Origin of the sequence: Mangrovibacter sp. MFB070 (assembly GCF_000705335.1) — a bacterium.
Lineage (GTDB): Bacteria > Pseudomonadota > Gammaproteobacteria > Enterobacterales > Enterobacteriaceae > Mangrovibacter > Mangrovibacter plantisponsor.
Window position 1 is genome coordinate 78900 of record NZ_JJMI01000021.1, and the last position, 18600, is coordinate 97499.

An 18600-nucleotide genomic window follows, 5' to 3' on the forward strand; every position below is an offset into this window, starting at 1 on the left:
GCTCAGAGATTACGAACAGGATGCCCGGCCAACCAGCCTGGCTGTTTCCGGTTCAAACTCACTTTCACAAAAGCTCTTTATTGCCTGGAAAGCCAGGTGGCGGTTCTTCTCCAGCAACAGAAGATGTGTTGCTTCACTGATTTCAACCCACAGCCGGTACCTTGCATTGGTTAGCTCTGCAAACAGAGCCTGCATCAGGTCTGTGGGTACATCGATATCCCACTCGCCATGAATAAGTAGCACAGGAACATGAATGTTGGCCGGCGAGTAATAGGCTCGTCCGGCAAGCCAGTAGTCCCGGATATCCTGAATGGGGCCATTACTCGCTCTGATTTTGTCTGGCGTACGTTGCTGGCTCCATGGGTCTTCAGATAGCGTGAAATCCGCCCATTGTTCAAACCAGCCTTCCGGCACCAGTGTCTCGCGGGCGTGCTCCGGTGCTGTATTGAGCCATCGCGCCTTGCTTTCACGTACCGGCACCAAACGCCATGCATCAAGATGCCCGCCAGTATCTATAGGAATTGGCCGGTCACTCAGCCATTGCGGTGCAAGCAGAATCAGTTTGTGAACTTTATCGTTGTTGGTACTGGCATACGCACCGGCAACAGTTCCACCCCATGACATACCGAATACTATGGTTTTGTCCAGGCAGCACTTGTTGAGCACATAGTCGACTACGCGCTCAAGGTCCGCCACACCAGTATCGGTGTTGACAAGAGGCAGGTTCTGGTTCGCAGGTTGCTCCATTTCAGGTGGGCGGGAAGAGTTGCCGTAACCACGCACATCCAACGCGTAAACGTCATAGCCTGCTGCTGCCAGGTAGTCGATGAACGACATGCCATTGAACGGCACATCGTACAGGCTACCTGATGAAAATGTCGCGCCGTGCACCATTACAATAGTTCGCGCAGGCGTGAATGCCTGTATTGATGCCGGGCGCTTATGGCGCACATACAGGTTAATTCCGGGGATTTCAGTTGCAACGTATAGCGCTTCAGAGACAATTTCAGTCCCATTAATAGAGTGATTCACAGGAAACTCCAGGTTATTCGTAGTGCCAGGTAAAGCCATCACCCAGGCGAGACACATAACCCGCTGAGGTTTGGGCAAAATGTGAGGTAAACAGCAACAAATGTTGCTCCGCACTCTGTTCGAGCACTCTGCGGCGTGAAATACGGGCATCGTCCTGCCATTCGCAGAAAACAGTATTCCAGTGTGGATAAACCACCTGTAATTGATGATTCATGACATCGCCGGTAAAGAGCGCTGATTGCCCACGGGAGCTCAGTTCAATCGACATATGTCCAATGCTGTGGCCTCGTGTTGGGTGGAACTCAAAGTTGTCCAAAAACGTTCCGCCATCATTGCCTATTCGTTCAGCCTGGCCTGCGGCAATAATCGGCGCGACGCTGTCTTCAAATACGCCAAAACTCGGTGTATTGACTTCATTGTGGCTCTCAGGGCTACCGTAATAGTCTTCTTCAGCTTGTGAAAATACATGGCGTGCATTAGGAAAAGTGGGTTGCCAACGGCCATCGACCCATTGTGTATTCCAGCCAACATGGTCAACGTGCAGGTGGGTATGCAGCACATAGTCAACGTCCTGGGGCCGGACACCAGCTGCAGCGAGCCGGTGCAGATAAGGTGTATTGAGATTATCGAAAATGGGGTTGCGGGGGCGCGGTTTGGTGTTGCCTGCTCCGGTATCAATTAGAATGGTGTGATGTGGCGTACGCACCAGCCAGCTGTGAATACTTTGCACCAGGTTATGGTTTGTGGCATCCATATCTGCAGGTGTCAGCCACCAGGCATTTTCTTCTGCTTCTGCCTGAGTACTGTCCGGGTAGAGAAAAGAAACGGCAGAGGTATTTAAACGCATTTCATCAATTCTGGTGACGGTGATATCGCCAACCTGGTAGGTTTTGTTTATGTGAGTCACGGTTAAAAATCTCGCTGGTTATAAACACCAGGGAAGTCTATGCTTCAGGTTTTAAACGAACAAATCGATTCAAAAAATGTCCTCTATCGATCATTTCAATTTATGGTCCTTTGACCTGAATTTACTGGTTGCCTTCGACGCACTCATGCGAGAACGAAGCGTCACGCGGGCGGCTACCCGGTTGAAGATCCAACAACCCGCAATGAGCCATAACCTCGCAACATTGCGTCTGTTATTTGACGACGAATTGTTTGTCCGGGTTGGGCAGGTGATGAAGCCGACATCCCGTGCAGAGAGGCTTGCCGTGGGGATAAATCAGATTCTTTCGCTGGCTCAGCATTCAATTACGGCCAGTGATGAATTTTGCCCGGAGCAAGAAGAGAGAACTTTCACTTTAGGCTTCTCAAGTGAACTTGAGGTGCTGACTATGCCAAAACTGACCGCTCAGGTTCAACGCTGTGCACCGGGTATCAGGTTGTTGGCACGTACCGTCCAACCAGAACACGTCCACCGTATGCTGGATGAAGGTGATATTGATTTGGCGGTGGGGTGCTTTAGTGACGGTGCGGAAAGGCACCGGAGAAAGTTCCTGTTTGAGCAATCATTACTTTGCTGCTTTAACCCGGCATACCTTGATTTGAAGCTGCCCGTCAGCCGTAGTGACTATCTGGCACAGCGTCATGCACTGGTCTCACAAAATGCCAGTATCCGGGGTTGCCTGGAGGATGCGGTACGGGAGGCCGGTGTGGAACTCAATATGGCAATGGCCGCACCAGAGTTTCTGACAGTGCTGAGTACGGCCATGCATGCGCCTGTGATAGCAACATTACCTGCGCGAATTGTAATGCAGTATGCTCCGTTGATGGGCCTGGCGATGAGCCCTGTGCCATTCGAATTTAGTGTTACACCAATTTCGATGGTGTGGGCTGCGCGTTCAGACAGTGACCCTGCAGCGGAATGGCTCAGGCAACAGGTGGAACCTGTGCTGGCTCAAATCGAAGCACATTCAGCGCTATCCAGAGCTGGCTCTTTGCCAGCAGGAACCAATTGATGATTACTGCTGAGTGGTAACCAGCAACACTGCAAAAATAACTGCCTGGTCAGGTGAAACTGGCCAGGGCAGTATGTGTTTTTGCATGTTTTAGGTGCTTATTCTTTCCACTGGGACTGGCGTATGATGCTGCAGAAATTCCCGCGCACGAACCCTGGTTGTTTATCAGCAATTACATCGGCTTTGACGTTGCCAAAGGTTGTTTGTGTTTTCCCTTGAATACCGTGATAAAACTCATCAATTATCTTTTCTTTAAAAGCCGGTTCTCGTGGGTGTTGCGCCACAACCGCTTCACGGTCTTCATCACTTACTTTGCCATACTCTATCCCTAATACATCCATTTCTACCCCGGCGGTCAGAAGCGCGATTTCTGGAGCCATAAACTCGGGAATGCCAGGTGTGGTATGCAGTGCAATGGCTGTCCAGACTTTATCAATCTCTGCAGGTTCAATACCATGCCCTTGTAGAAATGCCTTCGCCGCGTTGGCTCCATCAACTTCAAAGCGTTTGTCGCAAGTACAGTGTTCGTGGGTAAGGCCAATATCATGGAACATACATCCCACATACAACAGTTCATGATCAACTTTAAGCCCACGCCGCAGGCCTGCCAGCGCACCCCAGTACCAGACCCGGCTGGAGTGATTGAATAATAAATCGTTTTCCGTATCACGGATAAATTCTGTGGTTTCACGAGCCAGTTTGCTGTCGGGAATACGTATCCCCTGTACATGAAAAGTCATATGTTTCTCCTTATCGGTTGTTGAAAAGGAGTTTACCGGGCAAACTGTGTGTCCGAAATGGTATAAATACGACGAATACGGACATTTCTCCAAATCAGGACATCGCGACGAATGAAACGCACAATTGCCATGCTTGCTGTACCTGGCGTCCAGCTTCTGGACGTATCAGGCCCGTTGGATGTTTTTGCTGAGGCCAATCGAATTTTGCAGCGTGAAGTGTATGAGCCCGTAGTTATTGCCCTGGATGAAATGAACATCAGAGCATCATCCGGGGTACAAATTATGGCGCACTATTTACTTGAGCAGGCAGTGAGTCTTCGGCCGGATACTTTTCTGTTATCAGGCGCGCCAGAAGTCTGGCAACAGGTGTTGAGTGACAAACAAAAAACGAAAATTCGTTTTCTTTGTGAAAGCAGCCAGCGGTACGGCTCTGTCTGTACCGGCGCATTTTTACTGGCGCAAACCGGGCTGTTGGAAAATCGTAAAATTACCACTCACTGGGCTGTATCAACACGGTTTGCGGCAGAATACCCGCAGGTTGATGTGGATGTGGATGCGCTGTATGTAGCAGATGGCCCGATACGAACGGCCGCGGGGGTAACTTCTGGTATGGATCTGGCGCTCAGGCTGGTGGAAGAAGACCTGGGGCGCGAAGTTACCATGGATATAGCCAATAATCTGGTGATGTTTTTTCGCCGCCCGGTCAATCAGGGGCATTTCATCCGGCACAGTGCTGTTTCTGTTACTGGCCGAACAGCGTTTCAGGATTTACAACGCTGGACATTAGCCAATTTGGCTTTGGTGCTAAACATTAACGATATGGCCGTGCATATTGGTCTGAGTTCTCGTCACCTCGCACGCCTGTTTCGCCAGCAAATGAACATGTCTGCCGGAGAATGGCTGGAAAATTGCCGTATAGAACAGGCAAAAGCGTTACTGGAAACGGGGAGTGTTCCCGTTAAACGCATCGCTGCTCAGTGTGGTTATTCCTGTAGCGATGTCCTGCGCCGGGCGTTCATAAAACGAGTTGGGGTAACCCCCTCAGTTTACCGACGGCTATATGCTGCCCGAGAATGACAAGGGCCGGTAAATGGATTTACAAGGTGTAACTTGCCAGGAAATGCCCTACCGAGGCTTTATTCAGGGTTATCCCACGGCGGATTATCACCAAAAGCCTGTGCCAGGTAATCGACAAAGTGCCGTACTTTAGCCGGGATATGTAATGCGCTGGGGTAAACTGCCTGAATGACCAGTTCACTGGTTGTGTAGCCAGCCAGTAAAGGAACGAGTGTTTCGCGGCGAATATGTTCACCCAGAACAAATGTGGGAGCATACACAATCCCCATACCAGCCAGCGCCGATGCCACGAGAAACTGTGTGTTATTCGCCAGTAATCGGCATGGCCCGCTGAGGGTGCAGGCCTGCTGGTGTGCACCAAAGAATGTCCAGTTGCCTTCGGAAACCGCTTCACTGAAGGCCAGCCGGGGGGCATTATGGAGGTCTTCTGGTTTCAGAGGTGTACCCTGCTGCGCCAGCCAGCCAGGAGATGCACAGAGTACCATGCGGCACGGTGCCAGCCTGCGCGTGACAAGTTGTGAACGGGTTAGTCTGCCGATGCGTATCGCCACATCCACTCGGGTATCCAGAAGGTCGGTATAATGGTCGCCCAGCAACACTTCTGCATTGACGTAAGGATTATCTGCCAAATACCGGGCCACAATGCCAGACACATGCATCTCACCAAATGTTGCAGGCGCAGCAATCCGCAAGGTACCCCGTGCAGTAGCCTGAATATCGCCTGCTTCCCTGCCGGCTTCGTCGAAAGTTTCGAGGATCTGTTTACAGCGCTCGTAATAGAGTAATCCGGCATCAGTAAGGCTTAACCGGCGGGTTGAACGTTGCAATAACCGTGCATTCACCTGGGCTTCAATAGCGCTGACATGTTTACCTGCCATGGCTGGAGACAACCCAAAGCGCCGGGCAGCCGCTGCAAAGCTGCCTTCTTCAACGGCTGCGACAAAGACTGCGAGGCTTGTTAACCGATCCATTTATTGCTCCATTCAATAACAGTGTTATCGATTGTCGATAGTTTTTTCTGGATTATCAATTATTGATATTGAATTTATCCTTATTGGCATTCAACCAGAGGAGACAAACAATGCAACTTGATATCAATGGTACGCATATTCATGTAACACAACGAGGGAAGGGCACGCCTGCGCTGGTATTTCTGCATTATTACGGTGGTTCATCACGCACATGGGAGAGTGTGATTAACGTTTTAACCCATGATTACCACTCCATTGCTTATGACCACCGGGGGTGGGGGGAGTCCGGTAAACCGGAAGATGGCTATGACATCGCCGGGCTGGCTGCAGATACAGAATCTGTGATTAAGGCACTGGGCCTGCAGCGTTACATTCTGGTCGGGCATTCCATGGGGGGAAAAGTTGCTCAGTTGTTTGCGTCTCGCCAACCACAAGGGCTTGAAGGACTGATTTTGGTCGCACCATCACCCCCGGTTCCGATGCACCTTTCTGACGAAGAGCGCAAAGTGCTAAAAAGTGCGTATTCGTCACGTGAATCCGTGGAATATGTGATTGATCATGTGCTGACCGCCAAAACACTCAGTGCAGTGCACCGCAAACAAGTGGTAGAAGACAGCCTTAAGGGAAGCATTCACGCCAAAAAAGCGTGGCCTGACGAAGCAATGCGAGAAGATATAACGGCCTGGGTCACCGCAATTAACGTACCCACTCTGGTTGTCTCTGGGGACCAGGATAAAGTTGAGCGCCTCAATGTACTCAAAGAAGAACTCCTGCCCCGGATACCCGAGGCCACTCTGAAAGTCATTCCCGGTGCCGGGCACCTGTTGCCACTGGAAGTGCCTGAAATCCTTGCCTCCCTGATAGCTGGCTTTGCCGCGGGAGTGGTAAAGCAGCCAGGTTAGGCGCCTCAGCGATAAACGGTTTCAGGTCATGCTGGATCAGAGCTAAATTAACACTTCTGCTCCGGTGTAAGTTTTCTGGAAGCCGTGTTGATAGAAAACCGCCAGCAAGGGAACCCACTGGCGGATAAACGTTAACTTAAGTCAGCCCGATCCAGCCCATAAGCACTATCCAGTGATCCTGGCTCTGCCCGTGACAATATCTGCAGGCGGTTCCAGGCGTTAATAATGGCAATGCTGAAGGTTAGCGCTGAAATTTCCTCTTGCGTGAAATGCTCAGCCAACTCACTGTAAATCGCGTCGCTTACCCCATGGTTATCGATGCGGGTCAGCGCTTCAGTGAGTGCCAGAGCCGCTTTCTCTTTAGCAGTAAACAAGGGGGATTCACGCCAAATTGCGACATGGTACAGACGCAGCTCACGCTCGCCGTGTAGTTTTGCTTCTTTAACGTGCATATCAAGGCAGAACGCACAGTGATTCAATTGTGAAGCCCGGATATCCATCAGATGACGAAGCTTTTTGTCCAGAATGTTTTTGCCTGATGCCACGGAAGCATCGCCCAGAATTTTAATGAGTGCAGGGATTGTTTGAAAATGATCAACGCGTGACGACATGATGTGTTCCTATTTTAAAGTAAACAGTTAAAGGTGTGCCGTATATAACGGTTTCTTTATCAGTTGAGTTCCCGATAAAAATGCAGGCCAAGTGCGCTGAAACCAGAGAATTGATAAAACGCCTGAGCCTGGGTATTGCTGATGGCGGTATCAAGCACTATCTGGCTGCAGCCGTATTCACGGGCGATGACGGCCAGGTTATGCAGCAAATCTGCACCAACACCTTGCCTGCGGGCTGCCGGAGCGGTTACCAGATCGTCGATGTAGCAAAAGCGGCCATGAATAAAATTTTCCAGCAGGCGGTAACCTGCCAGCGCTACTGGTTTGCCGTTTTGTTCCATGACAGCCAGACGATAACCTTGCTTCTGTTGGCGTTGTACCTGGCTGATAAACTCGGCCTTACTCTTCAGCTTGCTGCGTAGTTTGCACATCAGTGCATAACAGTGGGCGAGTTCTTCTGGTGTGTCGTAATGTGCAATTCTCATCCTGGCTTGTACTGGTTTATTGAGTTGATGACAGTATTTTAAATTGGTATGTCTGGTTAAAAAGGGTCAAAATTAGGCAAAGTAAGTAGGACATTCAGGGCGATGATGGGATATAAAGAGATCTACAGGCGCTATCGCCAGCAAATTCTGGATGGGCGGTTAAAACCCGGTGAGCGTGTACCGGCAATTCGTGTGCTCGCAAGTGAGTTACAGGTAGCGCGTAAAACGGTGGAAGCAGCATATGAGATTTTGACTGGTGAAGGGTATTTTGTTAGCCAGGGCGCGAAAGGTACGCATGTTAACCCGGATCTTCAGTTACCATCTGTGGCCAGTGTTGCCACTTCTGAGCTAATACTCGCCCCCAGTCCCCCGTCAAGCGAAAGCAAAGGCGAACTGCGGCTGGGGATTCCGGCACTGGATGCATTCCCACATAAAAAATGGCTGTTGCTTGCGGGTAAAATAGCCCGCAGCCTGCGGCCAGAGGAGATGGTTGTGCCTCCTGTGATGGGGTATCAGCCACTGCGTGAGGCTATCGCCAACTACCTGAATATTTCGCGTGGACTAAACTGCAAACCCGGGCAAATTTTTATTACCAATGGTTACCGTGCCAACCTGCAACTGATTTTGTCGGTACTGGCACAGCCGAATGATAAAGTAGTATTTGAGGACCCCGGGTACTTTCTGGGCCAGCGATTGCTGAAACATATTGCACCGAGTTTGCATTATGTTCCGGTTGACCAGCAGGGCATGGATATCGACTATCTTCAGCGCAATCACGCCGACGCGCGCTTTGCCATTGTTACACCTACACATCAAAGCCCGCTGGCAGTCAGCCTGTCACTACCTCGAAAACACCAATTACTGGAGTGGGCACAGCAAAATAACAGCTGGGTTATTGAAGATGATTACGATGGTGAGTTTCACTATACACGGAAAGTAACCCCGGCACTGAAGAGCCTGGATATACACGAGCGGGTAATTTATACCGGGACGTTCAGCAAAACCATCATGCCCGCAATGCGCATTGGCTACCTGGTGATGCCACTGGCAACTGTGGGGCGCTTCAGCGAACTGGGGCAAATACTGGAGACTGGTCTGCCTCTGTTACCGCAAAAAATTTTGGCGCAGTTTATCAACGAGGGGCATTTTTACCGCCACCTTAAAAAGATGCGCATTCTTTATCAGCAACGTCGACGTATGATGCTGGATGCCATCCAGTTTATGTTTCCAGACCTGTTTGAGTTTGAACTGACGGGCGGTGGTATGCATATCGTTGCTTTTCTGAAATGTGACAGGCAGGATACTGCGCTGGCAGAGCTCTGGAGGAAACATGAACTCTGTGTTCTGCCACTCTCCGGTTGGTATGCTCAGCAACCGAAACGTTATGGCCTGGTAATTGGCTACACCAATATTCAGTCAGTCGAACAGGCGCAGGCAATTTTGCAGCGTGTGGCAGAAAAAACCCGATGTTTATTCTCTGATCCTGGCGGCATGGGCATTCCCACTCAGTGATTTCTGTATTGATTCTTATATTCAGGATCGTTATGCAACTCGGGTATCAAAAAATAGTTGAGGCGGTCAGTGAGCATAAAGAATGTCGTACTGAATATCATTTATTTTATATCACTTTTTTATTTATGATGGTGCCAATCTCAACAACTCATTGCACCATAAAAGTACCACCATTGCACTATGTCGATGCGTGGTGCACCACTGTTGGATTATATAAATAAGCCATCTCGTTTACAGATAGGTGCAATCTGATCAAATCATTTTCACGTATTCCTTCCTCGTTCTAAAGTAATCGGCAGGTTGTTATACAGACCTGCATGTCGGGTGATGAATCTTAATGTGCTGAATGTGGGTAATCCTGACTGTGTTAATTCATAAATATCGGGAATAAGTGTTATGGGTTATTTTGTTAGTGATCATGAAAATACAGACTCGTCCTTTGTTTTTTTATCTGGCGTCATATTTTCCTTGGCCCAGATTTTGATATTTTTTTCATTCATCATTGTTTGTGTGTTTGACAGTGGGCTTTTGAGTAAAAATTTCATGGGAACAGGTGTTCCAGTGTCATTTGTAATGGGGTTTTTGGTCATATTATGTGGTCTTATCCTTACGATTATGTATGTTTTTATCACAAATAGAAAAGAGGGTGGTTAAATTGAAAAGAATATTGGCAATGATATTTTTTCTTGCGACTGCTAATCCCGTTTATGCAAGTGAACCGGCTGGTGGAGGTATTAGTGGTATTGCTATCACTTTCTTTTTTATCATTATTCTTACAACACTCGGGATAACCTGGTGGGCAGCAAAACGAACCAAGACCGCCAGCGATTTTTACACCGCTGGTGGCAATATTACAGGTTTGCAGAATGGATTAGCTATTGCTGGAGATGCGATGTCAGCAGGGGCATTACTTGGTTTAACAGCATTAGTGTTCGCTCGAGGGTTTGATGGGTTAATTTATGCCATTGGATATACAACAGGGTTACCTATTGTTGTTTTCCTTATGGCTGCAAAAATGAGGGAACTGGGTAAATATACTTTTATTGATGTGGTTTGTGCTCGCCTGCCAGGCAAGAGTGTGCGAATTTTTTCTGCCAGTGCTTCACTTATTATCGTGCTTTTTTATTTGATAGCGCAGATGGTTGGAGCCGGGCAGTTGATTGAAGTGATGTTCGGTATTGATTATGTTTACGCAATCATGCTGGTCGGCATTCTGATGATTCTGTATGTCACCTTTGGGGGAATGATGGCGACAACCTGGGTTCAGATTGTTAAAGCCGTATTAATGATCGCCAGTTGTCTTTTTCTTTGTTTTCTTATCATGCGCACAGTTGGATTTAGTTATGCAGAATTACTAAAAAAAGCGGTCCGGATACATCCTTTGGGGGGGCGGATTCTTATTCCCGGCACGCTTACACAAGCCCCCTGGTCCGCATTTTCTCTGGGTATTGCCCTTATGTTAGGTACTGCCGGGTTACCTCATGTATTAATGCGCTTCTTCACCGTTCCTGATGCCAAAACAGCACGTAGCTCCGTGGGGTGGGCAACCCTGTTTATGAATATTTTCTATCTGATGATTTTTATTATCGGTTTCGGGGCGCTTTATTTGCTTAGAACTCAGCCTGCGTTATTTGATGCTAAAGGTGGGTTAATTGGTGGTAGTAATACCGCGGCATTGCACCTGGCAAGTGTGCTTGGTGGTGCTCCATTGTTCGGGTTTCTTTCTGCAGTAGCATTCTCAACCATTCTTGCTGTTGTGGCAGGTCTGACTCTTTCTGGCGCGTCGGCTATCAGCCACGACATTTATGGCTGTTTTAGCAAAGAGAAGCCGGGTAAAGAGAAGACTGAAATGAAGATAATGAAATGGGCAGTAGTTTTTCTCGGTGGGCTGGCTGTAATACTTGGTATTGCTTTTAAAGGACAAAATATTGCTTACATGATTAGCCTGGCATTCTCCATCTCATGTTCGTCCACATTTCCGGTGCTAATACTCGCTATTTACTGGCGGCGCTTAACCTCTCGAGGAGCGGTATGGGGTGGGGCCACAGGCCTGTTGTTTTCACTGATTCTTACCGCACTCGGGCCCTCTGTTTGGGTCAAAATGCTGGGCCATACAGCGCCAGTATTTGCTATCGACCCTCCTGCAATTATTACCGTTCCCCTGGCATTCGTCGTTTGTATTGTGGCTTCTTTGCTGGAGCGCGAGCCTGCCCCTCAGCCAATGACAAAAATTAGCTGAATTTTTTACCCGGTCTTTGCTGGCGCAATGCTGGGTTAAATAAGCTGCGCTGAATTGAAATTTGAGGTTATTGATTATGCTTAACAATTTTACTAGCGACTCCGGTGCTTTTGCTGAACTGATGGCAATCCGGGGAGGAAAAGCTCTGCCTGAAGAGGAAGTGACGGTAACTCATGGCGATCCCCTTTTTCAAACACCTTTTAAAGTGGGGGAAACCGCTGCAGCAGTGCTTGCAGCACGTGGGGTTGCTGCCAATGACCTGTGGGAGTTGAAAACAGGAAGAAGGCAGAAAATTCATATTGATACACGCGCAGCTGCGGCAACCTCCCTGGCAGGAGGAGACATGACGCAACGGCTAGACCATAACGGGGTATTTCAACCAATACCGGTGTCCGAAGCCATGAAACATATGGTCTCTCTTACCCAGCCATGGAAAGCCGCCGATGGGCGCTGGTTACTACCACATACTAACTTGCCTCATCTGGAGAAAAGAATACTGGATGTGCTGAAATGCAGAAGCTCAGTGGAATCAGTAAGCGATGGTGTGGGTAAGTGGAATGCCAGGGAACTCGAAGAGGCTTTGGCAGCAGTCTTTGCCTGTGGCGGGATGGTCAGAACGCCAGATGAGTGGTTAGAGCATCCGCATGGCGCTTACCTGGCTTCCCGCCCCGTCGTGGAAATCACCCGGGTCTCTGATGGTGCCCCTGAACCCTTACCTGAAGGCGACCTGCCTGTTTCTGGAATAAAAGTATTAGATTTAACCCGCATTCTTGCAGGCCCTACCGCAGGGCTTGGTTTTGCTGAACATGGCGCTGACGTTTTGATGGTTACCGCTCCTTATCTTCCTCAGATTCCAGCTTTTGTTCGCGATACCAGCCACGGTAAAAGAAGCTGTTTTCTGGACGTCGACATTCCACAACAAGCACAGCAGTTGAAGGCGTTAGTTGGTGAGTGTGATGTGTTCATTGATGGCTACCGGCCTGGTCGTCTTGAGGCGCATGGGTTTGGTGTTGAAGAACTGATGAAAATACGGCCAGGTCTGATTCATATTACTGTTAACTGTTTTGGTTCCGGTGGGCCTTTTGCATCCCGGGCAGGGTGGGATCAAGTCGCCCAGGCAGTGACCGGTATCTGTCATGTCGAGGGCCAACTTAATGGGAATGGTGAACCTAAACTCATGCCAGTATTTACTTGCGACTTTCTTACCGGTTTTCTTGCAACGTTTGGTGGGCTAGTCGCGCTGGCGCGTCGTGCACGAGAGGGAGGAAGCTATCGAGTGCAAGTTTCACTTTGCCAGTCTGCAATGCTGCTACAACGTCAGGGAGTACAGGAGTTGTTTCAACATGCACCGGGGCGCCTGACGGCGGCCGAGTTTGAAGAACTGGCCGTTTGTGATGAAGCGACAGGCTATGGCGGGTTAAAGAGCCTGGGGCCAGTGCTCAGGATGTCTGAGACGCCCTGTCAGTGGCAATGTCCTCCTCCATTATTGGGAAGTGATAAACCAATATGGCTGGAAAATAATATTATTTAAGTTAAAGGGAAATACGGTGCATTAGGTAACAGGCGTGTTGGTGAGTAATCATTAGGCAGGCAATAGCGCCTGAGTAAATGCCCTGGGGATCGAAAATGGTGCAATGGGGCACCTTGTCGTTGTTTGCGTCGGATTTTATTCCTTTCATTTCAATAGATTGATTATTAACCCTGGTTCTGGCCTGGATGTTGCAGTTGCCATCTGATTAATGAATAGGGAAATGAAGATAAGCATAAATTTTGAGATGAGAGGTGGGAGTGAAAATCTGTGATTTGCTGACGTTTTCAGCAGTGGCACGCTGTGCAAGCATTACCGCCGCGGCACGGGAACTCAATACAGTGCAGTCAAATGTTACTAACCGTATTCGTTCTCTCGAAGAACATATTGGACTGCCTCTACTGGAACGCCATAGCCGGGGGGTGACACTTACCCTGGCTGGCGTTCGCTTTTTGCCTTATGTGCAACAGGCATTAACGCTTCTCGATGAAGCGGCTAAAGTTGCCCGTGATGAAGGTGAACCAAAAGGGAAGCTTGCTATTGGTTCCATGGAGACGACATTAGCGCTCCGGTTGCCTGATATTCTTGCCAATTTTCGTGATCGTTACCGGGATGTAAACCTAATAATGAAAATTAATGCCACAGCGTGGTTGGTTGATAATGTTCTGAATAATGAAGTCGATGGCGCATTTATTGCCGGGCCACTTGAACACCCGTTATTAGTGGCAGAGAAAGTGTTTGAAGAAGAATTAGTGCTGATAACGCCTCCACATTACACATCCATTGAACAACTCATCAGCGATAAACAAGATATTACTGCGTTGATGTTCAAACAAGGCTGCGCTTACCGACAGCGGCTGGAGCAATTCTTAGTGTGTATCGGCAGGCCTGCATTTCAGCGACTGGAACTTGGCTCCCTTGACGGTATGATTGGGTGCGTTAGCGCGGGCGTCGGCATAACGCTTTTGCCGCGATCCATTGTGCTGCGTTCTGACTTGCAGTTAAGGTTCGGCATGCATGAAATTGCCCCTTCAATAGCTCATGTCCCTACGTTATTTGTACGCAGAAAAGATGCTCATGTAACCACGGCATTAAAATGTTTTATGGAGTCTCTGGTCCCTTAAACATAAGTATTACGTGTTCGGTGCTCCCGCTATTTTTAACTGTTTCGCAATTACCCCCGCATACCGGTTCCGGACACAATCAGTAATCCATTCCAACCCGGCATCACTGCATGATGCATTCCACAGTTGGCCTTTACACCCAGTCTGAACAATGAACGCACTGGTGCAAACGTGATGATTTTGCACCACAAATAATCAGCCACAGCGTGCGAAATTAAAAAAAACCTTTAAATTCAGTGAAGTGAAATATGGCGTGCTTATTGCTTAATTGGTAGAGATGTTGGACCAATTAAGGCAGAGCGATGGAGACACCCTCAGAGCTTCACCCAATTTCCACACCACAGATAGACACCCTGATCCTCGATGCGTTGACGCGCTATATCGCTCAATCGGGTGCCCAACCTGGCAGTCGCCTGCCACCTGAACGGGTACTTGCAGAGAAGTTAGGGGTCAGCCGCAACACAGTGCGTGAAGCACTCAAACGCTGGGAAGCGTTGGGAATTATCCTGCGCAAAAAAGGCAGTGGCACCTTCCTGCAGGTGGATGTCGGCATTAACGATAGTTTTCTCTCACTGCGTTTTAAAAACGATTCGGCAAATATGCTTCATGCCCTGGAAGTGCGCCGCGTTATTGAATCGGAATGCTGTGTGCTGGCGGCGCAGCGTGCTACAGCGGAAGATCTCGCCAGGATAGAACAGTGCCTTGATGAAGTAGAGCGTGTGCACTTGTCGGTGGGCACGGCGGGTGCGGAAGACTGGGCGTTTCACTCAAGCATTTACCGCGCTGCCGGCAACCCATTACTGCTGCAGATGTTGAACGGGATCTACGACTCACTACACGCCTTTTTTGAATCGCCGCCAGAACAGGCGCTATTTGCCGACTCCTTACCGCTGCACCGTGAACTTTTCAACGCCATTTACCAGCGTGATAGCAAAGCTGCGCGAGCTATCTGCAACCAGATTCTTGATATCACTGAACGCGACATGAAGGATGTGATTAATGCCAAACGCTAAACCATTCGAGAAACAAACCCTGCTTGCTCATGACCAGCGCCATGAAAATGGAGCCGTATCAACACCGATTTACCAATCATCGCTCTTCACCTTCAGCGACTATGACAGCATGATCGCGCGTTTTCGTGGTGAGAGCGACCAACCACTTTACTCCCGCGTCGATAACCCAACAGTGAAAGCGCTACAGGATAAAGTGGCTGAGCTGGAGGGCGGTGAAGCCTGCCTGGCTTTTAGCAGCGGGATGGCGGCAATTAGCAATGCGATCCTGAGTGTGGTCACGCCAGGCGCAAAAGTTGTCTGCATTAATCATGTCTACCCCGATACTTACCGCTTTCTGCGAGGCTTCTGCCTGCGCTTTGGAATTGAAACTGTATTTGTTGATGGCGATGACCCTGAAGCTATACGTGCTGCACTGCCTGGTGCCAGCTTACTGTATCTGGAAAGCCCGTCCAGTTGGGTAATGAGCGAGCAGAATCTTACACAACTCGCCGCCCTGGCACGCGAAGCCGGGGTAACCACCATCATAGATAACAGCTGGGCTTCCCCGCTGTTCCAGCAGCCGCTGGCTTGTGGCATCGATATCGTCGTGCACTCGGCCTCGAAATACATTAGCGGCCATAGTGATGTCGTCGCAGGGCTGGTGATTGCCAACAAGCAGCACATTGCCAACATCAGCCGCCATGTCAGCCCATTTCTGGGGGGCAAGCTGTCGGCCCAGGAAGCGTCATTGCTGATACGCGGGCTGCGGACCCTGCCGTTACGTATGAAACAGCATCACGCCAGCGCGCTTACCCTGGCGAACAAGCTACACGTACACCCGCTTGTGACCGACGTTTATCACCCCGGCCTGCAACCGCCGTCCTGGTCAACCCTGAGTGGGTACAGTGGGTTGTTTTCCTTTGCTGTGGCGGAATCTGTCGATATTCCGCAACTGTGCAACTCTCTGCAATTGTTCCATATGGGGGTGAGCTGGGGGGGATTTGAAAGTCTGGTGATGCCAGCCATTTCAGTTATCAACCAGGACAGCGAATTTAATTCCGCGGTCGATTTTGGTGTTTCACCCCGCCTGATCCGCATTTCAGTCGGCCTGGAAGATACCGCGGATTTGTGGGCCGATCTGCAACAAGCACTTACCGCTGCAACTCACGCATAAACCACCCAGGAGAGAACGCAATGACACATACCTTCACGTTGAAAGCGCTGGTTCTGGCAACGGGGCTGACTATGGCGATGAGCAGCCTGGCCGCCAAACTGACGGTGGTGGAAGTGATCACCAGCCCGCCGCGTACCGAGTTGCTGCAGAAAATGCTTGGCGAATATAAAGCGCAGCATCCCGGTACAGAAATCGAACTGATTTCTCTTCCCTGGGGGCAGGCTTTTGAAAAACTGGGCACCATGCTGCAAAGCGGTGAAGTGCCAGATGTAGTGGAGATGCCTGATACCTGGCAAGGTCTGTATGCCAGCAATAACATGCTGGAGGATCTCGAACCACGGTTGAAAAGCTGGGAAGGCACCGGGCAACTCACCGCGAAAACTTTAGCAATGGCACGTGCCGCTAACGGCAAGGCCACCATGATCCCTTATGGGTTCTATATGCGGGCGCTGTTCTGGAATAAAAAACTGTTCCAGCAGGCAGGCCTCAGTGAACCGCCGAAAACCTTAGAGGAATTTGCCAGCGATGCCAAACGTATCAGTGCGTTAGGCAACGGTATCAGCGGTTACTGTTTGCGTGGTGGTGTCGGTGGTACCAATGCCTGGATGATGTTTATGACGGGAATGAACGGTTCGCCTGCGCTTTTTGATAAAGACGGCAACAGCACCTTAACGCAGCCTGGCGCTATCAAAGGCGCGCAACTTCTGGTGGATATGTACCAGCAAGGTGGGGCACCCAAAGACAGTATTAACTGGGGTTTCAACGAAATCGTCTCCGCTTTTTATTCCGGAAAATGCGCAATGCTCGACCAGGACCCTGATGCACTCATCGCCATCAAAAAGAGTATGCCAGCCGATGACTTCGCCGTCGCTCCCATGCCTGTAGGCCCATCGGGTAAAGCTTTCCCGACAATTGGCTACACCGGGTGGGCAATCTTCAAACAGGGTAAACAGAAGGATCTTGCCTGGTCTTTGATCAGCTTTCTCAGCAATAAAACCAACAATCTCGCGTGGGCCAAGTTTGTTGGCACGCTACCGATTTATCAAGGCGCTGAACAGGATCCCTTTTATCAAACCCCGCAATTTTCCGGCTGGTTTAAAGAGCTTAATGATCCCAACTATGTCCCTTTGACTATGCCTACCCATCTGAAAGGTTGGGGATACTTCAACTCAGTGCTCGTTAAAGAAAGCTCACAGGAGACTCTGCTGGGAGAAAACGACACTGAAAGCATGGTGAAAGCGTGGGCGAAATACCTCACGAAAGACCAGAAAGCCTGGCTTGCTGCGCAGAAATAACCGCCTGAAGGGGAAGGGGGAACGATGACAATGCTTGATACTTCTTTGCCAGCAAGGAACACGCGTAAGGGTCTTCAGAAATGGTCGCGGGTGCTGGAACCCTGGTACTATTTGTCTCCGGGCCTGGTACTGATCGCCGTATTTATCTTTGTTCCTATGGCGGTCGGTATCTCGTATGCGTTTCAAAGCATGAACTTGCTAAACCCAATGGATAGCGGTTGGGTTGGCTGGGATAATTTTTCTGCCATGCTCGATGACCGGCGCTTTTTTAAAGCGCTGGGTCACACTCTTAACTGGACGCTGAGCTCACTCCTGTTGCAGTTCGTTTTCGGGCTGCTGCTGGCGCTGTTGCTCAACAGGGAATTTCGTTTTCGCCGCTGGGTACAGGCACTGGTGTTTCTGCCGTGGGCTGTACCGGCATTTCTCTCTGGCCTGACATGGTCATGGTTGTTTAACCCGGTGGTAGGGCCGCTGCCACAGTGGTTAAGTGACTTGGGCGTCCTGAGTCAACCCTACAACATATTGTCTGATCCACAACTGGCGATGTGGGGGCCGGTGATTGCCAATGTCTGGTTCGGCATTCCTTTTTTTGCCATCACCCTGCTGGCTGCTCTGCAATCTATTCCAAAGGATTTATACGAAGCTGCGGCAATGGATGGGGCAAGCGGCTGGCAGCAATTTCGCCGTGTGACCTTGCCATTCCTTGCGCCGATGATCGCCATCACCGTGATGTTGCGCACCATCTGGATTGCCAACTTTGCAGATTTGATCGTGGTGATGACCGATGGCGGCCCGGCGGGTTCCACTTCAATTTTATCCAGCTATATCTTCACCACCGCCTACCGCAAGCTTGATTTTGGTTACGCTTCTGCGATGGCGGTGTTTCTGCTGCTGCTAATGACTGTTTATGCGTTGGTGCTGCTGCGTATTCGTCATCAACTGCTGAAGTAAGGAGGAATC

At 49.7% G+C, this 18600-nt stretch carries 18 protein-coding genes; 12 read left to right on the plus strand and 6 right to left on the minus strand.

Features of this window, described 5'->3' with window-relative positions; all coding sequences use genetic code 11:
- Positions 1 to 9: 9 nt before the first annotated feature.
- On the minus strand, positions 10 to 1032 hold the full coding sequence (locus DT73_RS09155) for an alpha/beta hydrolase (RefSeq protein ID WP_235234460.1): 1023 nt from the start codon (positions 1030 to 1032) through the stop codon (positions 10 to 12).
- A gap of 13 nt (positions 1033 to 1045) precedes the next feature.
- Complete coding sequence (locus DT73_RS09160) at positions 1046 to 1939, minus strand: MBL fold metallo-hydrolase (protein WP_036107370.1); 894 nt, start codon at positions 1937 to 1939, stop codon at positions 1046 to 1048.
- A 76-nt stretch (positions 1940 to 2015) separates the two neighbouring features.
- Between DT73_RS09160 and DT73_RS09165 the strand changes: the two genes are divergently transcribed.
- Positions 2016 to 2990, plus strand: a complete 975-nt coding sequence (locus tag DT73_RS09165; protein ID WP_036107373.1) for a LysR substrate-binding domain-containing protein — start codon at positions 2016 to 2018, stop codon at positions 2988 to 2990.
- Positions 2991 to 3088: 98 nt separating this feature from the next.
- On the opposite strand, the gene DT73_RS09170 is transcribed toward DT73_RS09165, so the two are convergent.
- Positions 3089 to 3730 (minus strand): HD domain-containing protein, encoded by a 642-nt coding sequence (locus tag DT73_RS09170; protein WP_036107376.1) that lies wholly within the window; start codon positions 3728 to 3730, stop codon positions 3089 to 3091.
- 111 nt (positions 3731 to 3841) lie between these two features.
- Between DT73_RS09170 and DT73_RS09175 the strand changes: the two genes are divergently transcribed.
- Positions 3842 to 4807: a GlxA family transcriptional regulator gene (locus DT73_RS09175; RefSeq protein ID WP_036107379.1), complete on the plus strand. Its 966-nt coding sequence runs from the start codon at positions 3842 to 3844 to the stop codon at positions 4805 to 4807.
- Between the two features lie 59 nt (positions 4808 to 4866).
- Here the strand turns inward: DT73_RS09175 and DT73_RS09180 are convergent, their stop codons facing one another.
- Entirely contained in the window at positions 4867 to 5778 is a 912-nt protein-coding gene (locus DT73_RS09180) for a LysR family transcriptional regulator (protein ID WP_036107382.1), read from the minus strand.
- Between the two features lie 110 nt (positions 5779 to 5888).
- Between DT73_RS09180 and DT73_RS09185 the strand changes: the two genes are divergently transcribed.
- Positions 5889 to 6680, plus strand: coding sequence for an alpha/beta fold hydrolase (locus DT73_RS09185; protein ID WP_036107385.1), 792 nt, complete (start codon positions 5889 to 5891; stop codon positions 6678 to 6680).
- A gap of 131 nt (positions 6681 to 6811) precedes the next feature.
- On the opposite strand, the gene DT73_RS09190 is transcribed toward DT73_RS09185, so the two are convergent.
- The gene (locus DT73_RS09190; RefSeq protein WP_036107388.1) at positions 6812 to 7291 is read right to left on the minus strand and encodes a carboxymuconolactone decarboxylase family protein; all 480 of its coding nucleotides are present in this window, start codon (positions 7289 to 7291) and stop codon (positions 6812 to 6814) included.
- Positions 7292 to 7350: 59 nt separating this feature from the next.
- Positions 7351 to 7776, minus strand: coding sequence for a GNAT family N-acetyltransferase (locus DT73_RS09195; protein WP_036107390.1), 426 nt, complete (start codon positions 7774 to 7776; stop codon positions 7351 to 7353).
- A gap of 105 nt (positions 7777 to 7881) precedes the next feature.
- Between DT73_RS09195 and DT73_RS09200 the strand changes: the two genes are divergently transcribed.
- The 9 genes from DT73_RS09200 (at position 7882) to DT73_RS09235 (ending at position 18591) form a co-directional block, all read left to right on the plus strand.
- On the plus strand, positions 7882 to 9288 hold the full coding sequence (locus DT73_RS09200) for a PLP-dependent aminotransferase family protein (protein WP_036107393.1): 1407 nt from the start codon (positions 7882 to 7884) through the stop codon (positions 9286 to 9288).
- 396 nt (positions 9289 to 9684) lie between these two features.
- On the plus strand, positions 9685 to 9942 hold the full coding sequence (locus DT73_RS27070) for a DUF485 domain-containing protein (protein ID WP_072006926.1): 258 nt from the start codon (positions 9685 to 9687) through the stop codon (positions 9940 to 9942).
- The gene (locus tag DT73_RS09205; RefSeq protein ID WP_051691321.1) at positions 9908 to 11527 is read left to right on the plus strand and encodes a sodium/solute symporter; all 1620 of its coding nucleotides are present in this window, start codon (positions 9908 to 9910) and stop codon (positions 11525 to 11527) included. Before DT73_RS27070 ends, DT73_RS09205 begins: the two co-directional genes overlap by 35 nt.
- 76 nt (positions 11528 to 11603) lie before the next feature.
- Positions 11604 to 13058, plus strand: coding sequence for a CoA transferase (locus tag DT73_RS09210; protein ID WP_036107395.1), 1455 nt, complete (start codon positions 11604 to 11606; stop codon positions 13056 to 13058).
- 257 nt (positions 13059 to 13315) lie between these two features.
- Entirely contained in the window at positions 13316 to 14179 is an 864-nt protein-coding gene (locus tag DT73_RS09215) for a LysR family transcriptional regulator (RefSeq protein ID WP_036107396.1), read from the plus strand.
- Between the two features lie 302 nt (positions 14180 to 14481).
- Positions 14482 to 15192: a FadR/GntR family transcriptional regulator gene (locus DT73_RS09220; RefSeq protein ID WP_036107399.1), complete on the plus strand. Its 711-nt coding sequence runs from the start codon at positions 14482 to 14484 to the stop codon at positions 15190 to 15192.
- On the plus strand, positions 15179 to 16345 hold the full coding sequence (locus DT73_RS09225) for a PLP-dependent transferase (protein ID WP_036107403.1): 1167 nt from the start codon (positions 15179 to 15181) through the stop codon (positions 16343 to 16345). Before DT73_RS09220 ends, DT73_RS09225 begins: the two co-directional genes overlap by 14 nt.
- 20 nt (positions 16346 to 16365) lie before the next feature.
- Positions 16366 to 17640: a sugar ABC transporter substrate-binding protein gene (locus DT73_RS09230; protein WP_036107406.1), complete on the plus strand. Its 1275-nt coding sequence runs from the start codon at positions 16366 to 16368 to the stop codon at positions 17638 to 17640.
- A gap of 24 nt (positions 17641 to 17664) precedes the next feature.
- Positions 17665 to 18591 (plus strand): carbohydrate ABC transporter permease, encoded by a 927-nt coding sequence (locus tag DT73_RS09235; RefSeq protein WP_152552506.1) that lies wholly within the window; start codon positions 17665 to 17667, stop codon positions 18589 to 18591.
- Positions 18592 to 18600 lie beyond the last annotated feature (9 nt).

Coding starts and splice junctions, on each gene's coding strand:
- DT73_RS09165 (WP_036107373.1), top strand. CDS start 2,016: ATGTCCTCTATCGATCATTTCAATTTATGGTCCTTTGACCTGAATTTA.
- DT73_RS09170 (WP_036107376.1), bottom strand. CDS start 3,730: ATGACTTTTCATGTACAGGGGATACGTATTCCCGACAGCAAACTGGCT.
- DT73_RS09175 (WP_036107379.1), top strand. CDS start 3,842: ATGAAACGCACAATTGCCATGCTTGCTGTACCTGGCGTCCAGCTTCTG.
- DT73_RS09180 (WP_036107382.1), bottom strand. CDS start 5,778: ATGGATCGGTTAACAAGCCTCGCAGTCTTTGTCGCAGCCGTTGAAGAA.
- DT73_RS09185 (WP_036107385.1), top strand. CDS start 5,889: ATGCAACTTGATATCAATGGTACGCATATTCATGTAACACAACGAGGG.
- DT73_RS09190 (WP_036107388.1), bottom strand. CDS start 7,291: ATGTCGTCACGCGTTGATCATTTTCAAACAATCCCTGCACTCATTAAA.
- DT73_RS09195 (WP_036107390.1), bottom strand. CDS start 7,776: ATGAGAATTGCACATTACGACACACCAGAAGAACTCGCCCACTGTTAT.
- DT73_RS09200 (WP_036107393.1), top strand. CDS start 7,882: ATGGGATATAAAGAGATCTACAGGCGCTATCGCCAGCAAATTCTGGAT.
- DT73_RS27070 (WP_072006926.1), top strand. CDS start 9,685: ATGGGTTATTTTGTTAGTGATCATGAAAATACAGACTCGTCCTTTGTT.
- DT73_RS09205 (WP_051691321.1), top strand. CDS start 9,908: ATGTTTTTATCACAAATAGAAAAGAGGGTGGTTAAATTGAAAAGAATA.
- DT73_RS09210 (WP_036107395.1), top strand. CDS start 11,604: ATGCTTAACAATTTTACTAGCGACTCCGGTGCTTTTGCTGAACTGATG.
- DT73_RS09220 (WP_036107399.1), top strand. CDS start 14,482: ATGGAGACACCCTCAGAGCTTCACCCAATTTCCACACCACAGATAGAC.
- DT73_RS09225 (WP_036107403.1), top strand. CDS start 15,179: ATGCCAAACGCTAAACCATTCGAGAAACAAACCCTGCTTGCTCATGAC.
- DT73_RS09230 (WP_036107406.1), top strand. CDS start 16,366: ATGACACATACCTTCACGTTGAAAGCGCTGGTTCTGGCAACGGGGCTG.
- DT73_RS09235 (WP_152552506.1), top strand. CDS start 17,665: ATGACAATGCTTGATACTTCTTTGCCAGCAAGGAACACGCGTAAGGGT.